Source organism: Micromonospora globispora (assembly GCF_003857015.1).
Lineage (GTDB): Bacteria > Actinomycetota > Actinomycetes > Mycobacteriales > Micromonosporaceae > Micromonospora > Micromonospora globispora.
On sequence record NZ_QGGF01000376.1, the window covers coordinates 14036 to 33859 of the forward strand.

Annotated in this window: 20 protein-coding genes, 1 other RNA gene and 1 pseudogene; 9 read left to right on the plus strand and 13 right to left on the minus strand. The window is 69.3% G+C overall.

Annotated features, from left to right (window positions below):
* Positions 1 to 185 precede the first annotated feature (185 nt).
* Both DKL51_RS19215 and DKL51_RS19220 read right to left on the minus strand, forming a co-directional pair.
* On the minus strand, positions 186 to 596 hold the full coding sequence (locus DKL51_RS19215; RefSeq protein ID WP_109944476.1) for a VOC family protein: 411 nt from the start codon (positions 594 to 596) through the stop codon (positions 186 to 188).
* A 14-nt stretch (positions 597 to 610) separates the two neighbouring features.
* Positions 611 to 1051 (minus strand): helix-turn-helix transcriptional regulator, encoded by a 441-nt coding sequence (locus DKL51_RS19220; protein ID WP_109944475.1) that lies wholly within the window; start codon positions 1049 to 1051, stop codon positions 611 to 613.
* A 206-nt stretch (positions 1052 to 1257) separates the two neighbouring features.
* On the opposite strand from DKL51_RS19220, the gene DKL51_RS19225 reads away from it, so the two are divergent.
* Positions 1258 to 1671, plus strand: coding sequence for a protease complex subunit PrcB family protein (locus tag DKL51_RS19225; protein ID WP_123827026.1), 414 nt, complete (start codon positions 1258 to 1260; stop codon positions 1669 to 1671).
* Between the two features lie 82 nt (positions 1672 to 1753).
* Here DKL51_RS19225 and DKL51_RS19230 read toward each other — a convergent pair whose 3' ends face one another.
* A complete protein-coding gene (locus DKL51_RS19230) occupies positions 1754 to 2335 on the minus strand; it encodes a hypothetical protein (RefSeq protein WP_185734848.1) in 582 nt (193 codons plus the stop codon).
* Between the two features lie 159 nt (positions 2336 to 2494).
* Here DKL51_RS19230 and DKL51_RS19235 point away from each other — a divergent pair, with 159 nt between their 5' ends.
* Complete coding sequence (locus tag DKL51_RS19235; protein WP_124812337.1) at positions 2495 to 2851, plus strand: hypothetical protein; 357 nt, start codon at positions 2495 to 2497, stop codon at positions 2849 to 2851.
* A gap of 780 nt (positions 2852 to 3631) precedes the next feature.
* Here the strand turns inward: DKL51_RS19235 and DKL51_RS19240 are convergent.
* Positions 3632 to 4813, minus strand: coding sequence for a low temperature requirement protein A (locus tag DKL51_RS19240; RefSeq protein ID WP_109944469.1), 1182 nt, complete (start codon positions 4811 to 4813; stop codon positions 3632 to 3634).
* A gap of 300 nt (positions 4814 to 5113) precedes the next feature.
* Between DKL51_RS19240 and DKL51_RS19245 the strand changes: the two genes are divergently transcribed.
* A complete protein-coding gene (locus tag DKL51_RS19245; RefSeq protein WP_124812338.1) occupies positions 5114 to 5368 on the plus strand; it encodes a hypothetical protein in 255 nt (84 codons plus the stop codon).
* A gap of 135 nt (positions 5369 to 5503) precedes the next feature.
* Here the strand turns inward: DKL51_RS19245 and DKL51_RS19250 are convergent, their stop codons facing one another.
* Positions 5504 to 5842, minus strand: a complete 339-nt coding sequence (locus DKL51_RS19250) for a hypothetical protein (protein WP_109944468.1) — start codon at positions 5840 to 5842, stop codon at positions 5504 to 5506.
* A gap of 84 nt (positions 5843 to 5926) precedes the next feature.
* Here DKL51_RS19250 and DKL51_RS19255 point away from each other — a divergent pair, with 84 nt between their 5' ends.
* The 4 genes from DKL51_RS19255 to DKL51_RS19275 all read left to right on the plus strand — a co-directional run bounded on the left by DKL51_RS19255 (position 5927) and on the right by DKL51_RS19275 (position 9394).
* Positions 5927 to 6382, plus strand: a complete 456-nt coding sequence (locus DKL51_RS19255) for a GNAT family N-acetyltransferase (protein ID WP_109965543.1) — start codon at positions 5927 to 5929, stop codon at positions 6380 to 6382.
* A 530-nt stretch (positions 6383 to 6912) separates the two neighbouring features.
* On the plus strand, positions 6913 to 7149 hold the full coding sequence (locus tag DKL51_RS19260; protein ID WP_124812339.1) for a hypothetical protein: 237 nt from the start codon (positions 6913 to 6915) through the stop codon (positions 7147 to 7149).
* Positions 7150 to 7447: 298 nt separating this feature from the next.
* Positions 7448 to 7738, plus strand: coding sequence for a hypothetical protein (locus DKL51_RS19265; protein WP_109944465.1), 291 nt, complete (start codon positions 7448 to 7450; stop codon positions 7736 to 7738).
* Between the two features lie 480 nt (positions 7739 to 8218).
* Entirely contained in the window at positions 8219 to 9394 is a 1176-nt protein-coding gene (locus DKL51_RS19275) for a low temperature requirement protein A (RefSeq protein ID WP_124812340.1), read from the plus strand.
* A gap of 507 nt (positions 9395 to 9901) precedes the next feature.
* On the opposite strand, the gene DKL51_RS19280 is transcribed toward DKL51_RS19275, so the two are convergent.
* From DKL51_RS19280 to DKL51_RS37510, 4 genes and pseudogenes are all read right to left on the minus strand, one after another.
* Positions 9902 to 10852, minus strand: a complete 951-nt coding sequence (locus DKL51_RS19280; protein WP_221623207.1) for an NADP-dependent oxidoreductase — start codon at positions 10850 to 10852, stop codon at positions 9902 to 9904.
* An 865-nt stretch (positions 10853 to 11717) separates the two neighbouring features.
* An RNA gene (gene rnpB, locus DKL51_RS19285) (RNase P RNA component class A) lies at positions 11718 to 12127 on the minus strand.
* A gap of 119 nt (positions 12128 to 12246) precedes the next feature.
* Positions 12247 to 13710: a hypothetical protein gene (locus DKL51_RS19290; RefSeq protein ID WP_124812341.1), complete on the minus strand. Its 1464-nt coding sequence runs from the start codon at positions 13708 to 13710 to the stop codon at positions 12247 to 12249.
* Positions 13707 to 14245: pseudogene (locus DKL51_RS37510) on the minus strand (SigE family RNA polymerase sigma factor). The gene DKL51_RS19290 and the pseudogene DKL51_RS37510 overlap by 4 nt, the downstream one beginning before the upstream one ends.
* Before the next feature lie 155 nt (positions 14246 to 14400).
* Between DKL51_RS37510 and DKL51_RS19300 the strand changes: the two are divergent.
* The gene (locus DKL51_RS19300; RefSeq protein ID WP_109965536.1) at positions 14401 to 15162 is read left to right on the plus strand and encodes a sulfite exporter TauE/SafE family protein; all 762 of its coding nucleotides are present in this window, start codon (positions 14401 to 14403) and stop codon (positions 15160 to 15162) included.
* A gap of 76 nt (positions 15163 to 15238) precedes the next feature.
* Here the strand turns inward: DKL51_RS19300 and DKL51_RS19305 are convergent, their stop codons facing one another.
* On the minus strand, positions 15239 to 16471 hold the full coding sequence (locus tag DKL51_RS19305; protein WP_109965535.1) for an MFS transporter: 1233 nt from the start codon (positions 16469 to 16471) through the stop codon (positions 15239 to 15241).
* 53 nt (positions 16472 to 16524) lie between these two features.
* On the opposite strand from DKL51_RS19305, the gene DKL51_RS19310 reads away from it, so the two are divergent.
* Positions 16525 to 17004 (plus strand): MarR family winged helix-turn-helix transcriptional regulator, encoded by a 480-nt coding sequence (locus DKL51_RS19310; RefSeq protein WP_109944459.1) that lies wholly within the window; start codon positions 16525 to 16527, stop codon positions 17002 to 17004.
* A gap of 60 nt (positions 17005 to 17064) precedes the next feature.
* Here the strand turns inward: DKL51_RS19310 and mctP are convergent, their stop codons facing one another.
* The 3 genes from mctP to DKL51_RS19325 all read right to left on the minus strand — a co-directional run.
* Positions 17065 to 18720: a monocarboxylate uptake permease MctP gene (mctP, locus tag DKL51_RS19315; RefSeq protein ID WP_124812342.1), complete on the minus strand. Its 1656-nt coding sequence runs from the start codon at positions 18718 to 18720 to the stop codon at positions 17065 to 17067.
* Complete coding sequence (locus DKL51_RS19320) at positions 18720 to 18962, minus strand: DUF3311 domain-containing protein (protein WP_109944457.1); 243 nt, start codon at positions 18960 to 18962, stop codon at positions 18720 to 18722. The genes mctP and DKL51_RS19320 overlap by 1 nt, the downstream gene beginning before the upstream one ends.
* 161 nt (positions 18963 to 19123) lie before the next feature.
* A partial coding sequence (locus tag DKL51_RS19325; RefSeq protein ID WP_185734849.1) for a histidine phosphatase family protein occupies positions 19124 to 19824 on the minus strand: 701 nt, incomplete at its 5' end.

Sequence of the window (19824 nt, forward strand, 5' to 3'; positions counted from 1 at the left end):
CCATCTGTGTCACGTGGGGCCGCCTTCGCGGTCTCCGTCGGCGTCGCCTGGCTCGATCTAACCAATGGTTCTCCTTCGCTTCGGCCCGCGCCGCTGGGCGCCCCGGCCACGCGGCGCGCCCGGCCGGGGCGTCAGACCAACCAGCGGCCCAGACATCGAGGTCATGGCTGCGATCGCCAGACGGCTCAGCGCACCTCCCGGATACGGATCAGGTTGCCCGCGGGATCGCGGAAGGCGCAGTCGCGGATTCCGTACGGCTGCTCGATCGGCTCCTGGACGACCTCGGCGTCGCTGGCCTGCAGCTTCTCGAAGGTGCCGTCGAGGTCCGGGGTGGCCAGCAGGATCCAGCCGTAGGTGCCCTTGGCCATCATCTCGAGAATGGTGCGGCGCTCGTCGTCGGTGATGCCAGGGTCGACGGCCGGCGGCGCCAGGAGGATGGACATGTCGGGCTGACCGGCGGGGCCGACGGTGATCCAGCGCATCGTGCCGCTTCCGACGTCGTTGCGGACCTCGAAGCCGAGGGTGTCGCGGTAGAAGGCCAGGGAGGCGTCCGGGTCGATGTGCGGCAGGGCGGTGGTGTGAATGGTGATGTTCATGGCAGTCACGCTAGTTACGGCTCCGTGGCCCGCGCTTCTCGATTCCTGATCGGTCTGGTCACCTGTTTCGCCACGCACGGCGGCATCCCCGCCGTCGCGCGCGTCGCGTCTCGTCGGTAGGTACTGGGCGGCACACCGACCAACTCGGTGAAGCGAGTGCTGAAGGTGCCCAATGAGGCGCAGCCGACCGCGAAACAGACCTCGGTGACGCTGAGGTCGCCACGACGCAGCAGCGCCATCGCGCGCTCGATGCGCCGGGTCATCAGGTAGGCGTACGGCGATTCCCCGTAGGCGAGCCGGAACTGGCGGCTGAGGTGCCCGGCGGACATGTTCACGCCGCGGGCGAGCGCCTCGACGTCCAGCGGCTGCGCGTACTCCCGGTCGATCCGGTCGCGGACGCGCCGCAGCCGGGCGAGGTCGCTCAGGTGCTGCGCTGCGGCGGGTCTGCTGGTCACGTGCGCGATCGTGCCACGTCGCACCGCGGAACGGCCATCGAGTGGGAACGGTGCGCCGGCAGCCGGGGACTCCCAGCCGGTCGAGGCCAGCCTGCCAGGCCGTCGAGCGGTTAGGTGCCTTCCAAGCTGACGGTGCCGGCTCCTCTCAGGCACGGCCGGGATTAGCAATTGGGTAGGGCGTTACTCTTGGCTGTTACCCTTCGCCAATGATTAATCCCGCTGCCACTCAGATGCCGTTCCGTACCCTATTTCACGGCGACACGGCATCCTCTACCACCGCCGGCCTGTTCCTAATTCGAACTGAGGACGAGTGGGTGCGGGAATGGGAAGCGTGGATGCGTGCCCGGCGACCCACTCCTGCCGTCCCCGCCGTTGATTGGGAAGCCGAGCTTGTGGTGGTGCTGACTGTTGGTACCCGTCCGGCGAGCGGCTATCAGGTAACCATCGAACAGTTGGCCGTCAGGGATCACCAACTGCATGTCAGCGCCTGGGAGGACAGGAATGGAGGTGCGGCATTAGATGTCATCACCCACCCAGTTCATGCTGTCGCCATGCCGCTGCACGACCTTGGTGATGACCTGTATCTCGTCCAGCGCATCACCACGTCGAAGGACGACTAGAGAGTGACTAACTGGGTGACGATCAAGGTGCACCAGCCCGGACAAGGTTCTCCGCAACTGATGGATCTCAGCAAAGACATCATCATTGCCCTGCTTTCTGTGCAAGAGGGCAACCAAGTGCGCTGGGCAAGACGTCGGTCAGGCCAGCAGCGGCCCGAAGTCGGCCTATCCCTTCCAGCACATCGGCGCGATGCTTGCCATCCTTGATCCACGCGGGCAAGCGCTCGACAAGGGTTTGGCTCCCCATGTCCCGGCCGCGCTCTCGCAACCGAGCGGACACGTACGCCTCCAGCAGGTCCAGGTGCTCGGCGTTGTACGCCCAAAGCACTCGACCACGGCAGTCAATCGAGAGCCAGAGTGGCAGCCCAAAGTATGGATCATTCGGGCCTGAGAACTCAGGAAGTGTTCGCGCGTTGTCGCCCTGCGCGGCGAGGAGATGCCAGACATCGAGATACGCGCACCCGAGACAACTGAGCCGACGGCGCAGCCAGACATGATGCCGGGAGCGGCCGGCTGACTCAGGATCAGGATCAGGATCAGGAAGGATCGAAGCCCACCCGGCACAGCGTGGGCAATGGACGAAGATCTCGCCAGCGGCCAAGCTACGCAGCCAATACTTCGGATCGCGGAAGCGTCCCGCGTTCCCTGTCTCGGCTGCTGTCATAGATCAACGGTACAGCCATCGGTACAGCCAAGCCGACCAACAACGGTCGGGAGAGGGCGACGACGGTAGACAGCTCGGGCAGGTGAACGGTGAGGAGCGACGCCCGCCGACAAAGCGCTTGGTCTTTGCAATGTGAGGGTCGGGCGGAAGGCTTGTAGCGTGATCAGCAGCTACATCGAAGGCACCGAGCTTGACTTGGACGAGATCAACCGATTGTTCCGACGGATCCTGGTGGCGGAAAGCGCCTACGAGGCGGCGGCCGACCTCTGGGAGGAGTTGGGGCCTCCGGAGCTCGACGACGACCTGAGAATGAGTCTGTACCCCCAGTGGGCGGCGTTCACCGACTGGGTGGAACTCAAGCCAGAGGAAGAGGAGGAGGCGAGTCTAGAGATGGTTCGTGCGGCTCAAGAGTGGCTGGCTCTGGACCTCGCGGACGACGCTGCGTTGGACCGCTACTTCGATCACTGGCTTCATGAGGTTCTTGGGTACGCCCGCCACGAAACCCGATCGACGTGACATCCGCTGCGAGCGCTCGCCGAAGATCAACTAGTACGACGCCAGTGCAGATGCGCGCGGCAGAAGCTGCAAAACGTCGAGAGCCGCTAACCGGGCCCGGCCGAAGCCAGAGCGCTGACGAGTCCGCTTCGACCCGATGCGAGGCCGGCTCGCGGCTTAGGGGTTCAAGTCCCTCCGGCGCTGACAGTGTCTATACCCGGAGTGTTCTTCCGGCCCGCGCTTGTCGGGCGATGGATTGTCAATGCCGGCTGCGATCGTGGATGTTGCCGCCGTGGCGGTTCGGCGGGCATCTGGTCCTCCGGCGGCCCTTCCGTCAGCGCCGATTGGGATGCCGCTACAGCGTCTCGCGGTCAGCGGCCAACCGCCGGTAGCAAGATCGGCTTCGCGATGAACGCGGCGACTGACACCAGCCCGGCGGCGACGGCGAGGGCGATCAGCCCACCTCGGCGCATTTGCGACCTCACTGTCGGTTCTACCGACGCTCGGCACGTCGCGCAGCATCGCCACGATTCGCTCGACCGTGCGCGCCTGCGTCCGGCCGTTGGTTCGGTACCTGCTGTCGTCGGCGTCCATTAGGGGTGAGTCGACCCGGAATTGGACGTAATCGCCGTTGGTCAGGTCGAGGCGGATCTTTACGCCGAGTTGGGAGAAGTCGCCGAGCAGGTGCCGGGGTACCGATATGCGGCGCAGCGCCGTCTCGATGCGGAGATATTCCGGTGTGACGACGAACCGGGCTGCCTGCGTGACAGAACAGTCTCAAGACCTGGGTGACTCTTCCGGCTAGCGGGGTGGTGACGGCGGCTCGGGCGGGCGTCTGCGGGCGCGGGCTGCGTCGGATATGGCGATCCCGGTCAGGACGAGGGCAGCAGCGGCGGCGACCACGACTGGCGGCAGGGGGAGCATCGCCGGTGTCAGAGCGGCCAGCGCAAGGATGCCGATCGGTCGGGACCGGGACACGCGGCCGAATACCGCGTGCTCGAAGCGGGCGCGCCCGGCCAGGTACAGCGCGGGTCCGCCGAGGATGACGGCGATCCAGGCCAGTGGGGTGTGCCCGAGTGGATGGGCGATGACAAGTTCGTCGCCGACGGCTGCAGCGACCACGCCGGCCACCATGGCCAGGTGGGCGTATGACGCCGATCCGGCGAGGCGGACCGGGTCGGCAGACACGGCAATCGCTTCCGCCAGGACTTGCCCAGCGCGGTAGATGTAGATCCGCCACAGCAGCACGGTGGTCGCGATCGACACTCCGAACGCGGCGGCCCCGGCCGGCGCGAAGCCGCTGCTGCTCAGCGCCAGTCCGGTAACCAGGATCAGCTCGCCGAGCGCGATGATGAAGAACTGCCGGTAGCGCTCGGACAGGTGCTCGCCCGAGATCACAAGGTCTTGGCTGGGCGTACGGCCCGCCCCAGGGGTGGGGAAGCCGATTCTGCCTGCCGTGTGGTCAAGGACCACCGCGAGTGCCCACAACGCGCCACGCGCCGTGCCGTGCACGAGCGCCCCCGCGATCCACGGCAGCGCCGACAGGCCGTACCAGAACAGCCCGCGCACGCCGTGGCGCTGCAGTTCGTGGCCACGCAGAACGGCCACGAGGACAAGCCCGCGGCCGAGCTGGACGGCGACGTAGGCGCCCGCGAAGATCAGGCCCGTGTCGCCGAATGCCTCGGGCACCGCGGCCGCCATCACCAGGCTGCCGACCATGGTCGCGATGACCAGCGCCTGGATTAGCGGTCGTTGCGGGTCCGTCCGGTCGGTTAGCCACGCGGTGCTGGACCAGACCCACCACATGGCCCCCAACAGCACCAGCGTCCGGAAGGCACCGCTCCACCCGAGATCCTCGGCCAAGCCGCGCGAGAGCTGAGCGAGCGCGAGGACAAACACCAGGTCGAAGAAGAGTTCCAGGAACGTAGCCCGCTGTGGATCCCCGGCTTTCCGCACCAGCTCGGCCGCCCTGCTCGTCGTCATCGGCTCGCCCGTTCTGCCAGCTCTGCTCCAGGTTTGGGGGCATTCTGACATGCGGCAGCGGCGGTGACCGCGGACGTGCTGCCGTGGACTGGATCGAGCGACGCGCGTTACACGGACGGGCGACGGTCAAATGCCGGGGTGCACAAGGACGGACGGCCGCGAACGCTGACGGACTATCCCCACGGGTGGCGGGCGGTCACTGGGTAGGCCCCGTAGCCGCCGTCCTTCCTTGACGGAAGGTGTGCACCGGCCCCCAAGGCAGGCAGCCTTGGGGAGCGTTGTGCGACAAGAGTCGCCGCCGTGTCCAGCGACAACAGCGAGGGTGAGCCGCGGTGGTGGGACTTCCTGGCATACCGCCGCCGGTACGTGTCGGATCTTGTCTGGTTCGGACTGGGGATGGTCATCGTCGGCTGCGGGACCCTGACCGACGGCGGCCTGCCTGCATGGCTGTCGGTGTGTGCTCTGGTTGCCGGACTCGCCATGCTTGCAGTCGGAGTCAGACGGGCAGTTCGAGTCAGCAGACTGAGCAAAGAAGTCGACGACGGCTGCCCTTAGGCACCGGGCCGTCGAGTACCGCGAGTTCCTCATCGTCCATCCGCGCCAGCTACGGCGGCACCTGGAAGACCGTCCTTCCCGGCGAACTCGGCGTCGCCGGCTGCCTTCCGCCTCTGACGGTCCGCCTCGCTCGTGTCAGAGGCGGACCGTGACGGTCACCCGGCCCTTGGCGTCGCGGTGGGCCAGGCCGTGGCCGGGGCGGTCGACGCCGTCCAGCTGGACGGTGAGCGGGGCGCCGTCGCCGGTGAAGTTGCGCCACCAGCCCTTGGCGTCGGGGAAGCGTACGCCGATCCTGACGACGTCGCCCGCCCGGCGGTAGCCGACCGGGATGCTGAACGTCGTGCCGGAGCGCCGCCCGGTGTAGGTGACGACGGTGAGGCTGCGGCTGACCGCCTTCCCGAACCGGGGCGACGACCGCAGGCCGAGGACGCAGGCGTTGAATCGGTCGACGGCACGACGGGTACGTGTTCGCATGCGCGCAACGCTAGGGTCGCCCGGGTCCGGCAGCCCCGAACTGAGAGTGCGCTCGGGTGCTTTTGACTCGGTAGGTTGCCGGTCATGACGGGCGTACGGCTGGAGCCGATGACCGAGGATCAGTACAAGCCGTGGCGGGCCGAGGCCGAGGCGCACTACGCGCAGAGCGTCGCCGCGTCGGGCCAGTCGGCGCAGGATGCGGCCCGCAACGCCGCCGACACCTACGCGCAGCTGCTCCCCGACGAGTCCGCCACCCCTGACCACCATTTCTGGTACGCCTACGACGGCGACCGCCGGGTCGGTTTCCTCTGGGTCAAAGTCACCCACGACACCGCGTTCGTCTACAACGTCGCCGTCGAACCCGACGTACGCCGCCAGGGCTACGGCCGCGCGATCATGCTGGCCGCCGAGCGCTGGTGCCACGACAACGCGCTGACCAGAATCGGTCTGCACGTCTTCGCCCACAACACCGGCGCCCGGGCCCTCTACGAGCAGCTGGGCTTCACCGAGACCGGCCGCAACATGGCCAAAGACCTGTGACCGCGATCCGCCCGACCGCCCGGCTTCTCGACCTCCTGCGACCCGTCGGAGGTGCTGATTCTCGGTAGTGGACTCGGGCAGCTCCGAGGTCGTCTCCGTCACGAAACGGCCGGTGCTGGCGCTGCGGTGCACCTCGCGGTCGCCCGCGCTCCCGTCGACGTGCTCGGTCGTGGTGTGCCGGGGGTCGCGCTCGGCCGTGCTCTCCTTGACGAACTGCCCGCTGCGCGTGCTCCGGTTGACGTCGCGTTCCATGAGGACCTCCCTGTCTCGGCTGCGTCGTACTCCTTAGCGGGTGGACCGGGTCTCCCGCGTGGCTGAACCGAGCTTGATCGCGTCGAGCAGCGAGGAAGCAGCGAGCGCGTCGACAACCGATGGCACCAGACGGCACAGGACGCTCCGCATCCTGCGGCGAGGTGTATCGGAGGACACCAGATGCTGTCCGTTGATGTCGCTCAGCCGCGTTCACACCGAAGAGGTCGCTGGCGGCTTCGTGCCTTGACGAGGCACAGGGCCGCCACAAAGATCAGCCGATGACCGCCGACGACCCTGACGCGCCTGTTTCGCCCGCGCCCGAGCCCCCGATGCCGCTTCGCAAGATGTGGCTCTTTGGCGCATTCGGTGCGGTGGGCGCTATCACCGCCTTGGTGCTCGCCCCGTCAAACCCCGGCGGCTGGATCTTGCTCACGTCGCTCGGTGGGCTTGTCTGGATAACGCGGGTGGAACTGCGACGGCGCAAAGCCGCGCAGCAGTCGAGCGAACGACCGTAGCGGTGGCCTGCGCGGGCGCGTGCCCGACGCGTGCCCGATGCAGCGGTCAGCATGGGGCAGCGAGGTACGCTCCGTGCTGCCTGACCTCAGAATGTCGCTACTCAGCGCGCAGATCAACGCGCCTTCCAAGCTGACAGCGCGGACGTCAGCCTGAGGCCCATAGTCTGATCAAGTGCATGCAACGCCGGATGAGCTTCTAGAGCTGGACGTTGTGGACGGGGTCGGCCGAGCCACGAAAGCGGACGTCGTTATCTATGGTGCGACCGGAGCGCGAGTTGTTGTAACCCGTGGCGACCGCGTGTGGGAGGCCGAGGGCGAAGACCTGCTCGTCTGCCTGGTCGACGTGCGGCAGCAGTTGGAAGCTGACGGCCTGAATCTCTGCTGTCAGGGAGCGAGGCCGGATGTCTGGCCATCCGGCCAGCTCAGGCAGTTCACCAATGGCCGCTTCGGATACGTTCTCACCTCGCCGTCAGTCGGCAAGACGCCGGAAGAGGTCGACCTGTTCGCTCCCGCTGATGTGGGGGAGATCGGCACGGTCGAGGAGCAGCGCGATGCAGTCCTCCGGTTCCATGGACTGCGGCACTTGTAGAGCAAGCCTGCTTCGACACCACGACTCCTGAATCGGAGGCATAGCGGCCGTCGACAGCAACGGGACGACACGAGGACGGCCGCCGGGTGCCGAGCGCGAACAGTCGCCCGAGGTCGCGTACGCGGACGGATCCCGCCGGACGAAGCGCCTAGAACTTACAAGCGAGGGGTCGCAGGTTCGAAACCTGCCGCGCCCACCACCACCTGACCAGGGAAGACCCGCGCCGCACCCGGTTGCATTTGCGGCGGGTTGCCGAGGCTCAGCAGGAGCGTCAGGCAGGTATGCCGGAGATCGTGAAATCGGATCTCTGGCAGGTAATCCGGCCGCTGGCCGGAATTGCCGATCCGGAGGCGGGCCACGCCGGCGGCGCAGATAATCCTCGAGGATGCAGCGCCCGGGAGGCCCTATGCCCGGCGGCCGGCGCGCAATGCAGTGCCGGAGTTGCCCGCGACCGGGTGTGATGAGCGGCGGAGGCTGGGCATGACGACCGGAGGCAGCACCGAGCTGGTGCGCCGACCGAGCGGGTCGGCCCGGGCGACGCTGCTGGAACTGCTCTTCGACGTCGTCTTCGTGGCCGCCCTGGCGCTGACCTCGATGCTGATCGCCGAGCGCAACTCGTGGGCCGGTGTCGGGCCGGTCGTGCTCATGCTGATGGCGATCTGGTGGACCTGGTCGGTCACCTCGACCACCACCGACTTCTACGACCCGGAGCAGCGTCCGATCCAGGCCATCCTGATGGTGACCATGTTCGGTGCCGTGGTGATGGCGGCGGCGCTGGCCTCCGAAACGCACGCGCTGATCTTCGCCGCCGGATACGTGACCCCGCACGTGGTGCGGGGTCTGGTGCTGGTGACCGTGCTGCACAAGCAGCGGCGTCAGGCCGAGGAGCGTGCGGCGCGCTTCCTCTTCTGGTTCCTGGTCTCCGGGGTCTTCTGGATCGTCGGGGCCCTGCTGCCGGACGCGCTGCGTTGGACGCTCTTGACCGTCGCGGTGGCGATCGACTACGTCGCGGCTGCGGCGCGCTATCCCACGCCCTGGCTCGGTCGGGTGCCGGTAGGACAGTACGAGAAGACGACGGAGCACCTGGGTGAGCGGTACCAGCAGTTCGTCATCCTGGCGCTTGGCGACATCATCCTGTTACCGACCCTGGAGGTCAGCACCGCGGACTTCGAACGGGCACGGCTGGCCGCCTTCCTGGCGGCCTTCGTCACGATGCTGCTGCTCTGGCAGATCTACGTCCTGGGGGCCGTTTCCATCGCGCGGACGACGTCCGCGCCGCTGCTTCGGCGGGCGGCGCGGCTGGCACCGTACACCCACCTGGGGATGTTGGCCGGCGTCGTCTGCACCGCCGCCGGTTTCGACCTGGTCATCGAGCGGCCCACCGGCGACACGCCGGCGCGGTGGATCGCCCTGATCGTCGGCGGGCCCGCGCTGTTCCTGCTCGGGCGCACCGTGTTCATCTTTCGGATCCTCAGCTTGGTCCCGTGGCACCGGGTGCTCGGGCTGCTGCTGCTGGCGGTCGCGGCACCATGGGTGGGCGGCTGGCCCCCTGTGCTGGTCACCACCCTCGTCGTGCTGGTGTTGGCCGGGGTGGCGGTCGGGGACGCCATGGGCGGCCGTTTGACCGGGCCCATGCGGCGGGGCCGCCCCAGATGACCGCAGAGGTGGGCGCCGAGACGCTGGCAGCAACCGCGCTGGACGGCGGCACGTTGACGAGCCCCGCTCCGAGCGCGCAACTGTTTCCAGACGGGCGCGGGACGCGGCGCGCAGGGCTTGTAAGCGAGGCGGCGGGCAGCGAGGCAGCAAGAAGGCAGCGCGAGCCTCGTTGCGGGTTGGCCGCGAACGTCAAACGACGACGGCCGGCATCTGCTCATCAACGCGGGCCGCCACCAGCCGGCACAAGCCGACAGCTTGGGTCCGCATCCCCACAGCGGGGGTCGGCCTGGGTCGCCGGCAGAACGGCTGTCGACAGCAACGCCGCCGGACGGCAGCACACTGACCGGACCTGGCACGGACGGAGCTCCGAGCGTGCAGCCGTCGCCGGACTCGTGCGGACGTGACGCACAGAGCTTGTAAGCGAGTAGTCCGGGCCTGCGGGCCGACCGGACCCCGTCACCGAACAGCGCGGGCCACACGTGCCCCCAGCGGCACCGACGGCAGTGACTAGTCAGCGACGTGGATGACGACCTTACCGCGGCGTTTGGCCGTCTCGAGCGCCTCGTAACCGGAGCGCGTCTCAGTGAGGGGCAGCACGCGGTCCAGCACCGGCCTCAACCGGCCGCTGTCGACGAACTCGGCGATGGAACGCAACGCGTTCTGGTCGGGCTCGACGATGAAGTACACCCCACGAACGCCATGCCGGGCTGCTTCCTGCTGGTCGGGTGGGGTGACGAGGGTGACCAGGACACCGCCCGGTTTCAGGACCGACCAGGACCGCGACTGCGTGGCTCCTCCGACAAGATCAACAACCACGTCCACGTCGCGAACATGATCCTCGAAGCGGTCGTGCGCATAGTCGATGACCTGCTCGGCACCCAGACCCTTGACGAATTCCAGGTCGGCCGCCGCCGCCGTGGCGCTCACACGAGCACCGAGACCGGCCGCGAGCTGCACCACGAAGATCCCCACGCCGCCGGCGCCGCCCTGCACCAGCACGTGCTGGCCGGCCTGCAGGTCAGCGTGATCCACCAGTGCCTGCCAGGCACTCAACGCAGCCAATGGGAGCGCTGCGGCGTGGTCGTGGTCAACGGTGGCGGGTTTGGCCGCCAGGACGGCCGCGGGCAGGGCGACGTACTCGGCCGCCGCGCCATCGCGGATGAAAGGGATCAACCCGTAGACGGCCTCCCCCTCGGCCGGCCTCTCCACCCCCGCCCCGGACGCCGCGACGACTCCGGAGAACTCATGCGACGGGATGATCGGAGTGCGCTCAGGTCCTGACCCGTCCGAGCTGTACGTCCAAGTCTGCGGCCAGGTGAGCTCAGTGGGTGTCATGGAAGCAGCCTTCACGGCCACCAACACCTCACCAGGCCCCGGCTCAGGCCGCGGCGCCTCCTCGTACACGAGCTGCTCCGGCCCGCCCCTGGTGTGAGCTCTCACGGCGTACATCGTGCTCATCCGACCGCTGCTCCCTCCGACCGCATTCGATCAGCCCGCCGGCCGCCCTGGGGATAAACCGCAGGCCAACTCCCGCATTATCTGGCGGTTCGGCAGCCGCCTGCCGGACTTCCGTAACCCTTGCCCCTTCGGCGCAGAAGCGCGCTGGATCAGGGGCGCTCCCGGGCAGCAGCACGCGGCGGACGTCTGGCGGCGACCGCCGAAGCCAAGCATGTGCGGATTACACGATCAACGTGCAAAGGCGAGGCACTAGGTCGGATGCTGCTGTTGTCCGTTTTCCCGACCCATGAGCCAGGCTCCCGATCCTCCCCCCGATACGCCCCGGAACCGTGAGCGACGGCGGGTAATGGCTGGACTCGGCGGGACCAAACAAGATCGGCCCCCGACCGCATTTGTACGGATCACGACGTTCTGGCCCTCTATCCCGCAGTTCCGTCAGATGCGTGCGGATGTATCTCGGGAAGCCAAGCGAGACCGATGCCCTTACGCTCCGCTGCGTCCCACAGCTTACGAGCATCGCGTCCTAGCGCCCAGCGGCGCGCGTACGGCGCGCAGTCAACGACCACGGCGGCCCGCACCACCAAGCCCACCGTGGCGCGAGGCGTCGAGTACCAGATCAACCCATCCGTGCGGGCACGGTCCGATCAGCCATGGTTTTAGATCATGCGGCCCGGGTCTGACACGCCCGATGGAGGTATTGCCCGTCCTTCAAACTGAAGTTCCGCAGGGAAAGATCAGGGCGTCCACAGGGCGTGAGGGCGTCTCCAGGGCGTCACACGCCAACCAATGATGACCGCCAACACAATAGACAGCTTGAAATACGACGAGGTCGCAGCCTTGATCGAGGCTGCGACCTGGTGGGCGACGGACGAGTCGACCTGTACGCCGGATTCTGTGACCGACGCGGCCCGAAGGCGCGTCGGCGGCGGTCATCCATCTCGGCCTACCGTCACCGGCAGGCTCCAGCGGCCTACCCGCAGACATCGGACGGGCAGCCCTCAAGCGTCTGCGCGAGCCGTCATCTTGCGGTGACGACCCTTTCTTGGCCTTGCTCCGGGTGGGGTTTACCGAGCCATCCCGGTCACCCGGGATGCTGGTGGGCTCTTACCCCACCGTTTCACCCTTACCGTCCCGTTTAGGGCCGGCGGTCTGTTTTCTGTGGCACTGTCCCGCGGGTCACCCCGGGTTGCCGTTAGCAACCACCCTGCCCTGTGGAGTCCGGACGTTCCTCGGCGACGGGCCGGAGCCCGTCGACGCGACCGCCCGGTCGACTCGTCCGTCGCGCCTTCATCCTAACGACGGGGCCGGCCCGCCCATTTCCGCCCTGCGCCCCGCTCGGGGAGCGGAGGCCGGATCGACGACCGCTCCCACAAATGCCCCAGAAAGACGGCTACCTACCAGGCCGACACCAGCTGCTCGTTGAAGATCCGCTCGCCCGTCGCGGGCTCGTGCAGCGCTTGCACGTCCAGCACCTTGCCGTCCGCGTTCAGCACGCGCAGGGTCACCTCCGCGCCGAGGGGCAGGGAGAGGATCGCGGCGCCGTTCGTCACCGGTGCCACGGCGCGCTGCGCGCCGGACCCGGTCGCCGTCACCAGGACGGCTTCCTCCTGCGCCGGTGCCACGAGCAGTTGGTCGGTGAGGATCGCGTGCCCACCTGCCCGGGCCGGCAGCCGGATCGCGGTCAGGCCGGCGAAGCTGCTGACGGCGGTCGCCGCCAGTGCCCAGTCCGCCCGGCTGGCCGCCAGAGTCCCGGTGTCGTCCCGTCTGGCGTCGTTCGCCGCGGCCAGCGCCAGCAACGCGTCGTGACCGGTCCCGAGTTGCAGGACGGCCGGGCCGACTCCCGAGGCCGGGCCGGCGATGGAGGCCGGGACGCCCGCCCCGGGGATCCGGCCGCTCCAGCGCCGCACCGGGACCGGAGTGCCGGGCAGACCCGCCGCCTCGGCCAGCAACCGGTAGGAGCTCACCGCCGCCTGCTCCACCTGCCTGAGCTCGTCATCGGGGCTCAGCGGGCCGGTGGACGTGGCGCGGGGATCGAGCGCGGGGGCGGACTGCCGGCCGCTGAGCTCCCCGGTCCGGACGCCGACCGGGCCCTCTTCGCGGATCGTGCCGCCGCACTCGACCCGCCACCAGCCGCGGATCCGCTGCTCGTCGAGGAGGAGATAGCCGGGCGTCGCGGCTCGTCGCCAGGTTCGCCCCACCGCGCCCTCGGCGGTCAGCGTCGCCGACGGGGCGGACCAGACGGTGCAGCCGGCCGGCGCGAGGCCCAGCAGCCAGCGGGAACCCTGTCCCTTCCCGTCGGGGCCGCCGCCGACCATGGTGAACGGCAGGATCGGCAGGTTGCTGATGCCGCCGGCGCGGACCAGGTCCTGGGGCCGAGCACCGAGCTCACCGGTCTTGGCCACCAGCGCCGCGGACGTGTCCGAGTGGTAGGCCACCACGACCTGACGTACGCCGGACGGGTCGTCGGCGAAGAGCACCTTCACCGCCGGCAGGGCGGACCCCATGCCCGCCTCGTCGCGGTTGCGGTCGAAGACTCGGGTCAGCTCGTCGAGCAGCGGTCCGTCGGCGGCCAGACTTCCCCGGGTCGGCGAGTTGATGAGCCGCCACACCCAGTCGTTGGTGACCCGGTAGCCGGACCCCTGCTCCGGGTCGCGTAGCCAGTTGCCGAGACCACCCACCCCGGTGGCGGGGGCGACGACCGCCGTGGTGAGCAGGGCCGCGAGCAGCGCGCCGATGCCTGCCCACCGGGACCGCCGACGTCGCCGGGCATGCCGCATGAGCCGGTCGTACGGGTCCTCGTCCGGGACGACCGTGGCGGCGATGCGCGCCAGACCGGTCCGCAGTTCGTCCACACTCATGCCCGCTCCCCCATCAGCTTGTCGGTCGCCGTCGGCCGCTCGACCGACGGCGGCCCCAACACGTCGCGCAGCCGCGCCAGCCCCCTGGCCGCCTGGCTCTTCACCGTCCCGACGGAACACTCGAGCTCCGCCGCGATGTCCACCTCGGAGAGGTCCTCCCAGTACCGCAGCACCAGCACCGCCCGCATCCGGGCCGGCAGCCGCTGCAACGCGGCCAGCAGTTCGTCCCGCTCCACGACGGCGTCGGCCTCGTCGGACCGGGACGGTCGGGCAGGATGCCGGGGAGCAACTCCCGCAGCCCGATCCGGCGCCAGCGGCTGGTGCGTTCGTTGACCATCGCCCGGCGGACGTACGCCATCGGCTCGTCGACCCGCTGCCAGTGCCGCATCACCTTGAGCAGCGCCTCGTGCACCAGGTCCTGCGCCGCGTGGCGGTCGCCGGTCAGCAGGTACGCGGTCCGTAACAGGTCCCCGTAGCGGACGTCGACGAACTCGCGGAAGTCGGCGTCATCCACGTGCCGCCCCTTTCCCGTCATCGGTCACGTGCCGCTCCCTTCGCCGGATCCGTCGATGGGAACGACGCCGGAGCGGACCGGAAGGTTGACTCCCGCCGGGCAGGATTCCGGACGGTCGGTCCGGGCGAGTTACGAGCAGTGCGACCTGGCGGCGCCCGTACTAGCCTCTGGGGATCATGAACCTCTCCGACGCCGCGCTCCTGCTCGCCGCCGGTCTCGCCGCGGGCACGGTGAACGCGGTGGCCGGGGGCGGTTCCCTCATCACCTTCCCGGCGTTGATCGCGATCGGCCTCCCTCCGGTACCGGCCAACGTCAGCAACTCCGTGTCGGTCTGCCCGGGCTACCTGGCCAGCGTGGCGGGCAGCCGCGCCGACCTGCCGCCGGCCCGGCGGATCGCCCCGCTGGTGCCCACCACGATCGTCGGGGCGATCGCCGGCTGCCTGCTGCTGCTCGCCACCCCGGCGCGCGCCTTCGAGCTGGTGGTGCCGTTCCTGGTGCTGGGCGCGACGGCCGTCCTGGCCTTTCAGGATCCGCTGCGCCGGCTGGTCGGCCACCCGGCCCACCTCAGCCCGCGCCGTCGTACCGTCACCGTGCAGGCCATGGTCGGGCTCGGCGCGGTGTACGGGGGTTACTTCGGTGCGGCGCTCGGGGTGATGCTGGTCGCCGGCCTCGCCCTGGTGCTGGACACCACGCTGGCCCGGGTCAGCGCCATCAAGAACCTGCTCTCCGCGATCGTGGGTCTGACCACGGTGGCCATGTTCTCGCTCTTCGGGCCGGTGAACTGGGCGGCCGTCGCGGTGGTCGCGCCGGCGACGCTGGTCGGCGGGTACGTGGGCGCCCGCCTGGTGCGCCGGCTCCCGCCGGTGGTGCTGAAGACCCTCATCGTCGCGTTCGGCACCGTGATCGGCCTCTACCTGCTCTGGCGCGCGCTGCGCTGACATCTGCTCCGGAAATGCCGAACCGCCCCGTCGTGACGCTGCGACGGGGCGGTTCGACCAGGGGCGGAGGAGGACGTCAGTACGCCTCGCCGACCGGCTCCTCCGGGGCGTGCTCGGCATCCCGGGCGGCCCGGTTCCAGCGGGACCAGAGCACCCGCTCGCCGTACCCGGCGGCCATCACGTGGGCGAAGGCGAGGTAGACCAGCACGCCGACGCCGAGCACCGCGAAGCCGACCCAGAACGGCAGGGCGAGGCTGTGCTCGGCGAGCTTGCCGGAGATGATCGGCGCGGGGGCGGCGGCGCCCCAGCGGACCAGGTTGAACGCGCCGGTGGCCACCCGGCGGTCGCTGGAGCCCAGGCCCAGCGCCAGGTCGGTCAGGTTGGCGTTGGCCAGGCCCATGCAGAGGCCGGCGAGGACCAGCACGACCAGCGAGCGGGCGGTGCTGTGCGAGGTGGCGAAGAGCGCCAGGCAGATCAGCAGGCCGGTGATCGCGACGCCGATGGTCTGCACCGCGCCGATGCGGTGGGCGAGCCGGTGACCGATCACCAGGATGCCGGCGGCCAGCCCCAGGCCCCAGGCGGTGAAGGCCAGCCCGAGAGGAACCACCTCGAGGTGCAGGAAGAGCGGCGTGTAGCCGAGCACCACGAAGAAGACGAAGTTGTATGCGGCGGTCACCACGCAGAGGCTGATGAAGGCCGGCTTGCGGTAGGTGGCGAAGATCGAGCCCACCTTCACCGGGGGCAGCTTGGTGGTGGGCTCGCGCAGCTTGCGGGACGCGACGGCGAGCGCCAGCACCATGAAGACGCCGCAGACGAAGAACGGCAGTCGCCAGCTCACGTGGCCGAGCAGGCCACCGAGCAGCGGGCCGACGGCGAAGCCGAGGCCGAGTGCGGTCTCGAAGAGGCCGACCACCCATTCCCGGTCGATGGCGAGGTTGACCAGCACCACCATCGCGGTGGCGAAGAACATCGCGTTGCCCAGCCCCCAGACGCCGCGCAGCACGGAGAGCTGCACGATGTTGTTGCTGAACGACGCCAGGATCGCGGCCAGGCCGACCACGGAGACGCCGGTGATCAGCACCGGTTTGAAACCGAACTTGCCGCTGGCCAGCGTCGCCGGGATCATGCCGACCGCCATCACCGCGATGTACGCGGTGAAGAGCAGTTCGACCTGCCAGGCGGTGACGCCGATCGCCTCGCCGATGGCGGGCAGGATCGGGTCCACCACGGCGATGCCGGCGATGGCGAGGAAGGCCACCAGCGTGGTGGCGTAGATGGCACTGCGGTTCGGTTCGGATCGCCGATCCACTCCGTCTCCCAGATAGCTGTATCGTACAGGTAAATCAGTTGTATCATACAGCTATGAGGGACGACCACACGACGGGTACGGCGCAGGACGAGGTCACCCTCGGTCGGATCGAGACCGAGGTGGCGCTGCTGATGCGCCTCGGCGAGGCCACCCGCCGGGCCACCGGCACGGCGGAGCACCGGGTGCTGGACCGGGCGGCGTACGTGATCCTGCGGCACCTGGACAGCGCCGGCCCGCAGAACGTCTCGACGCTCGCCGCCAAGCTCAACCTGGACGGCTCCACGGTCACCCGGCAGGTCTCCGCGTTGCAGCGGGACGGGCTGATCGCCCGTACGCCCGATCCGGCCGACGGGCGCGGCACCGTGATCTCCCCCACCCCCGCCGGGCTGCAGCGGATGGCCGCCGTCCAGGCGGCCCGCACCCGGCTCTACGGCGACATCCTCGCCGCCTGGAGCCCCGACGACCGGGAGACCCTGGCGGAGCTGCTGCACCGCCTCAACGACGCCCTGGAATCGCGGAACCGCCGCCGCTGAGACCCGGACGGCAAGGGGCCCCCTGGCACCGCCACGCGGCGCCAAGGGGCCTCGTCTCGCTCAGGCGACCGGCTCCCGGGCGGAGTCCGCGTCGCGCTCGGCGCCCGGGGTGACCCGCGGATCACCCTCGTCGGCGAAGTAGTCGTCCGGCGTGGTGTTGTCCACGCCGTCGGCCACCTTCGCCGCCCGCAGGATGAGCGTCAGCAGCGCGGCGACCGCCAGGTTGACCAGCACCGCCACGATGCCGACGTAGATCGTCATCTTGGTGTCGAAGCCGAACTTCTCCAGCGGGAAGGCCGAGCCGCCGAAGTGCGCGCGCTTCGTCGCCGCGTTGGGGATCTGGTAGAGCATCCACATCCCGAGCCCCATGCCGGCCACCCAACCAACGATCAGGGCGGTGCGGTGGAACCAGCGGGTGTAGAGGCCCAGCGCCACCGCCGGCAGCGTCTGCAGGATGATCACGCCGCCGATGAGCTGCAGGTCGATGGAGAACTGCGGGTCCAGGAAGATGATGAACGCCAGCGCGCCCACCTTGACCAGCATCGAGGTGATCTTGGAGACCTGCGCCTCCTGTGCTGGGCTGGCGTCCCGCTTGAAGTACTCCTTGTAGATGTTGCGGGTGAACAGGTTCGCCGCCGCGATCGACATGATCGCCGCGGGCACCAGGGCGCCGATGCCGATGGCCGCGTACGCCACGCCGGCGAACCAGTCCGGGAACTGCTGGTCGAACAGGAGCGGCACCACCGTGTTGCTGTCCACACTGCCCGCCGAGGCCCCCGGCAGCGGCTTCACCTTCGCCGCGACCGCCATGTAGCCGAGCAGCGCGATCAACCCGAGCAGCAGGCTGTACGCCGGCAGCGCGGACATGTTCCGCTTGATCACGTCCCGGTTCCGGCTGGCCAGCACGCCGGTGATGCTGTGGGGGTAGAGGAAGAGCGCCAGCGCCGAACCGAACGCCAGCGTGACGTACTGGAGCTGGTTGTTGGCGTTGAGCAGGATGCCGTCGCCCGGGTTCGGTGAGGCCTTGAACTTCGCGTCGGCCGCATCGAAGATGCTGCCCCAGCCGCCGAGCTTGTACGGCAGGTAGAAGACCGCCACCAGGATCACGATGTAGATCAGCGAGTCCTTGACGAAGGCGATCAGCGCCGGGGCGCGCAGCCCCGACTGGTAGGTGTAGGCCGCCAGGATGGCGAACGCGATGATGATCGGCAGGTGCCGGGCCAGCGCGTTGTCGCCGGTCACGCCCATCGTCTTGAGCACCGACTCGATGCCGACCAGCTGCAGCGCGATGTACGGCATGGTGGCGACGATGCCGGTGATCGCGACCAGCAGCGCCAGGATCGGCGAGTCGAACCGGTTGCGGACGAAGTCGGCCGGGGTGACGTAGCCGTGCCGGTGCGACACCGACCAGAGCCGGCAGAGCACCAGGAAGACCAGCGGGTAGATGACGATCGTGTACGGCACGGCGAAGAAGCCCATCGCGCCCGCGCCGAACACCAGCGCCGGCACCGCCACGAAGGTGTACGCGGTGTACAGGTCACCGCCGACCAGGAACCAGGTGATCCAGCCGCCGAAGTTGCGGCCGCCCAGCCCCCACTCGTCCAGGTGGGCCATGTCGCGCGGTGCCCGCCACCGCGCGGCCACGAAGCCCATCGCGCTGACGAGCAGGAAGAGGAACGTGAAGACGATGATCTCGGTCAGATGGTCACGCCACATCACCGGTCACCCCGCTTCTTCGTCATCTGGTACACGAGCGTGGTGGTGGCGACGCCGAGCACGATCCAGGCCAGTTGCAGCCAGTAGAAGCGCGGGAACCCGAGGATCCGGGGCGAGTCGGCGTTGAAAAGGGCCGGGATCAGCGGCACCACGATCGGTATGAAAAGCAACCAGTTCCAGGGACTGTGGTCCTTCGCCCTGGATCGCGCCGTGGTGGGCGCCTCCGGTTCGGGTGCTGCCATGTGACACACCTCCGGGGTCGTAACTTGCCATGTGACGGCCGGAGGCTACGGCCCTGTGAGGGCGGTCACGTTCAGCGCTGCGAGAGCGGTGCGCCGAACGGCGTACCGGCTGCGCCGAGCGGTGCCGCCGTCCGTCGGGCGGGCGACGGGCACCGGCCGGGTCAGAGCCCGGTGAGGTGGGCGGTGTCGTTGACCGAGCGGACCGCGACGCCGCCGTCCGGGTACAGGTCGAGCACCGAAATGCCCGCGGTGTCCAGGTACAGCCGGTGCAGGAAGGCGTCCCCGGCCGCCAGCGCGTCGCGCAGCACCAGCTTGATCGGGGAGACGTGGGAGACCACCACCACCGTCTCCCCCGGGTACGCGTCGCGCAGCGCCTCGATCGCGCGGCCGACGCGCTCGGCCACCGCGACGAACGACTCGCCGTCCGGCGGGGCGATCGCGGTGGAGGCGAGCCAGGCGTCCAGTTCCCCGGCCCAACGCTCGCGTACCTCGGCGAAGGTCAGCCCCTCCCAGGCGCCGAAGTCGCACTCGATCAGGCCGTCGTCGGGCCGTACCGGGGGATTGCCGACGACCGCGGCGACCGCCTCGGCGGTGGCCGTACAGCGGGACAGCGGCGAGCTGACCACGGCCGCGACGGACGGGGCGAGCGCGGCCACCCGGGCGGCCGTGGCCCGGGCCTGGTCCCTCCCCCGGGCCGACAGCGGCACGTCGCCCCGGCCGGAGTAGCGCCGCTGCGCGGTCCACTCGGTCTCGCCGTGCCGGACCAGGATCAGCCGGGTGGCGGTCTCGGTGGGACGCGGCTCCCAGGAGGCCGGCGTGGTCGCCGGGTCGGTGCCGGTCTGCCGCCCGGGCCGCGTCCGAG

What these genes read in the sequence shown, in the direction of transcription:
- DKL51_RS19260 (WP_124812339.1), top strand. Translation starts at nt 6,913, where the DNA reads ATGACCGCCGACGACCCTGACGCGCCTGTTTCGCCCGCGCCCGAGCCC.
- DKL51_RS19250 (WP_109944468.1), bottom strand. Translation starts at nt 5,842, where the DNA reads ATGCGAACACGTACCCGTCGTGCCGTCGACCGATTCAACGCCTGCGTC.
- DKL51_RS19215 (WP_109944476.1), bottom strand. Translation starts at nt 596, where the DNA reads ATGAACATCACCATTCACACCACCGCCCTGCCGCACATCGACCCGGAC.
- DKL51_RS19320 (WP_109944457.1), bottom strand. Translation starts at nt 18,962, where the DNA reads ATGGCAGCACCCGAACCGGAGGCGCCCACCACGGCGCGATCCAGGGCG.
- DKL51_RS19255 (WP_109965543.1), top strand. Translation starts at nt 5,927, where the DNA reads ATGACGGGCGTACGGCTGGAGCCGATGACCGAGGATCAGTACAAGCCG.
- mctP (WP_124812342.1), bottom strand. Translation starts at nt 18,720, where the DNA reads ATGTGGCGTGACCATCTGACCGAGATCATCGTCTTCACGTTCCTCTTC.
- DKL51_RS19240 (WP_109944469.1), bottom strand. Translation starts at nt 4,813, where the DNA reads ATGACGACGAGCAGGGCGGCCGAGCTGGTGCGGAAAGCCGGGGATCCA.
- DKL51_RS19280 (WP_221623207.1), bottom strand. Translation starts at nt 10,852, where the DNA reads ATGAGCACGATGTACGCCGTGAGAGCTCACACCAGGGGCGGGCCGGAG.
- DKL51_RS19310 (WP_109944459.1), top strand. Translation starts at nt 16,525, where the DNA reads ATGAGGGACGACCACACGACGGGTACGGCGCAGGACGAGGTCACCCTC.
- DKL51_RS19300 (WP_109965536.1), top strand. Translation starts at nt 14,401, where the DNA reads ATGAACCTCTCCGACGCCGCGCTCCTGCTCGCCGCCGGTCTCGCCGCG.
- DKL51_RS19275 (WP_124812340.1), top strand. Translation starts at nt 8,219, where the DNA reads ATGACGACCGGAGGCAGCACCGAGCTGGTGCGCCGACCGAGCGGGTCG.
- DKL51_RS19290 (WP_124812341.1), bottom strand. Translation starts at nt 13,710, where the DNA reads ATGAGTGTGGACGAACTGCGGACCGGTCTGGCGCGCATCGCCGCCACG.
- DKL51_RS19230 (WP_185734848.1), bottom strand. Translation starts at nt 2,335, where the DNA reads ATGACAGCAGCCGAGACAGGGAACGCGGGACGCTTCCGCGATCCGAAG.
- DKL51_RS19225 (WP_123827026.1), top strand. Translation starts at nt 1,258, where the DNA reads ATGATTAATCCCGCTGCCACTCAGATGCCGTTCCGTACCCTATTTCAC.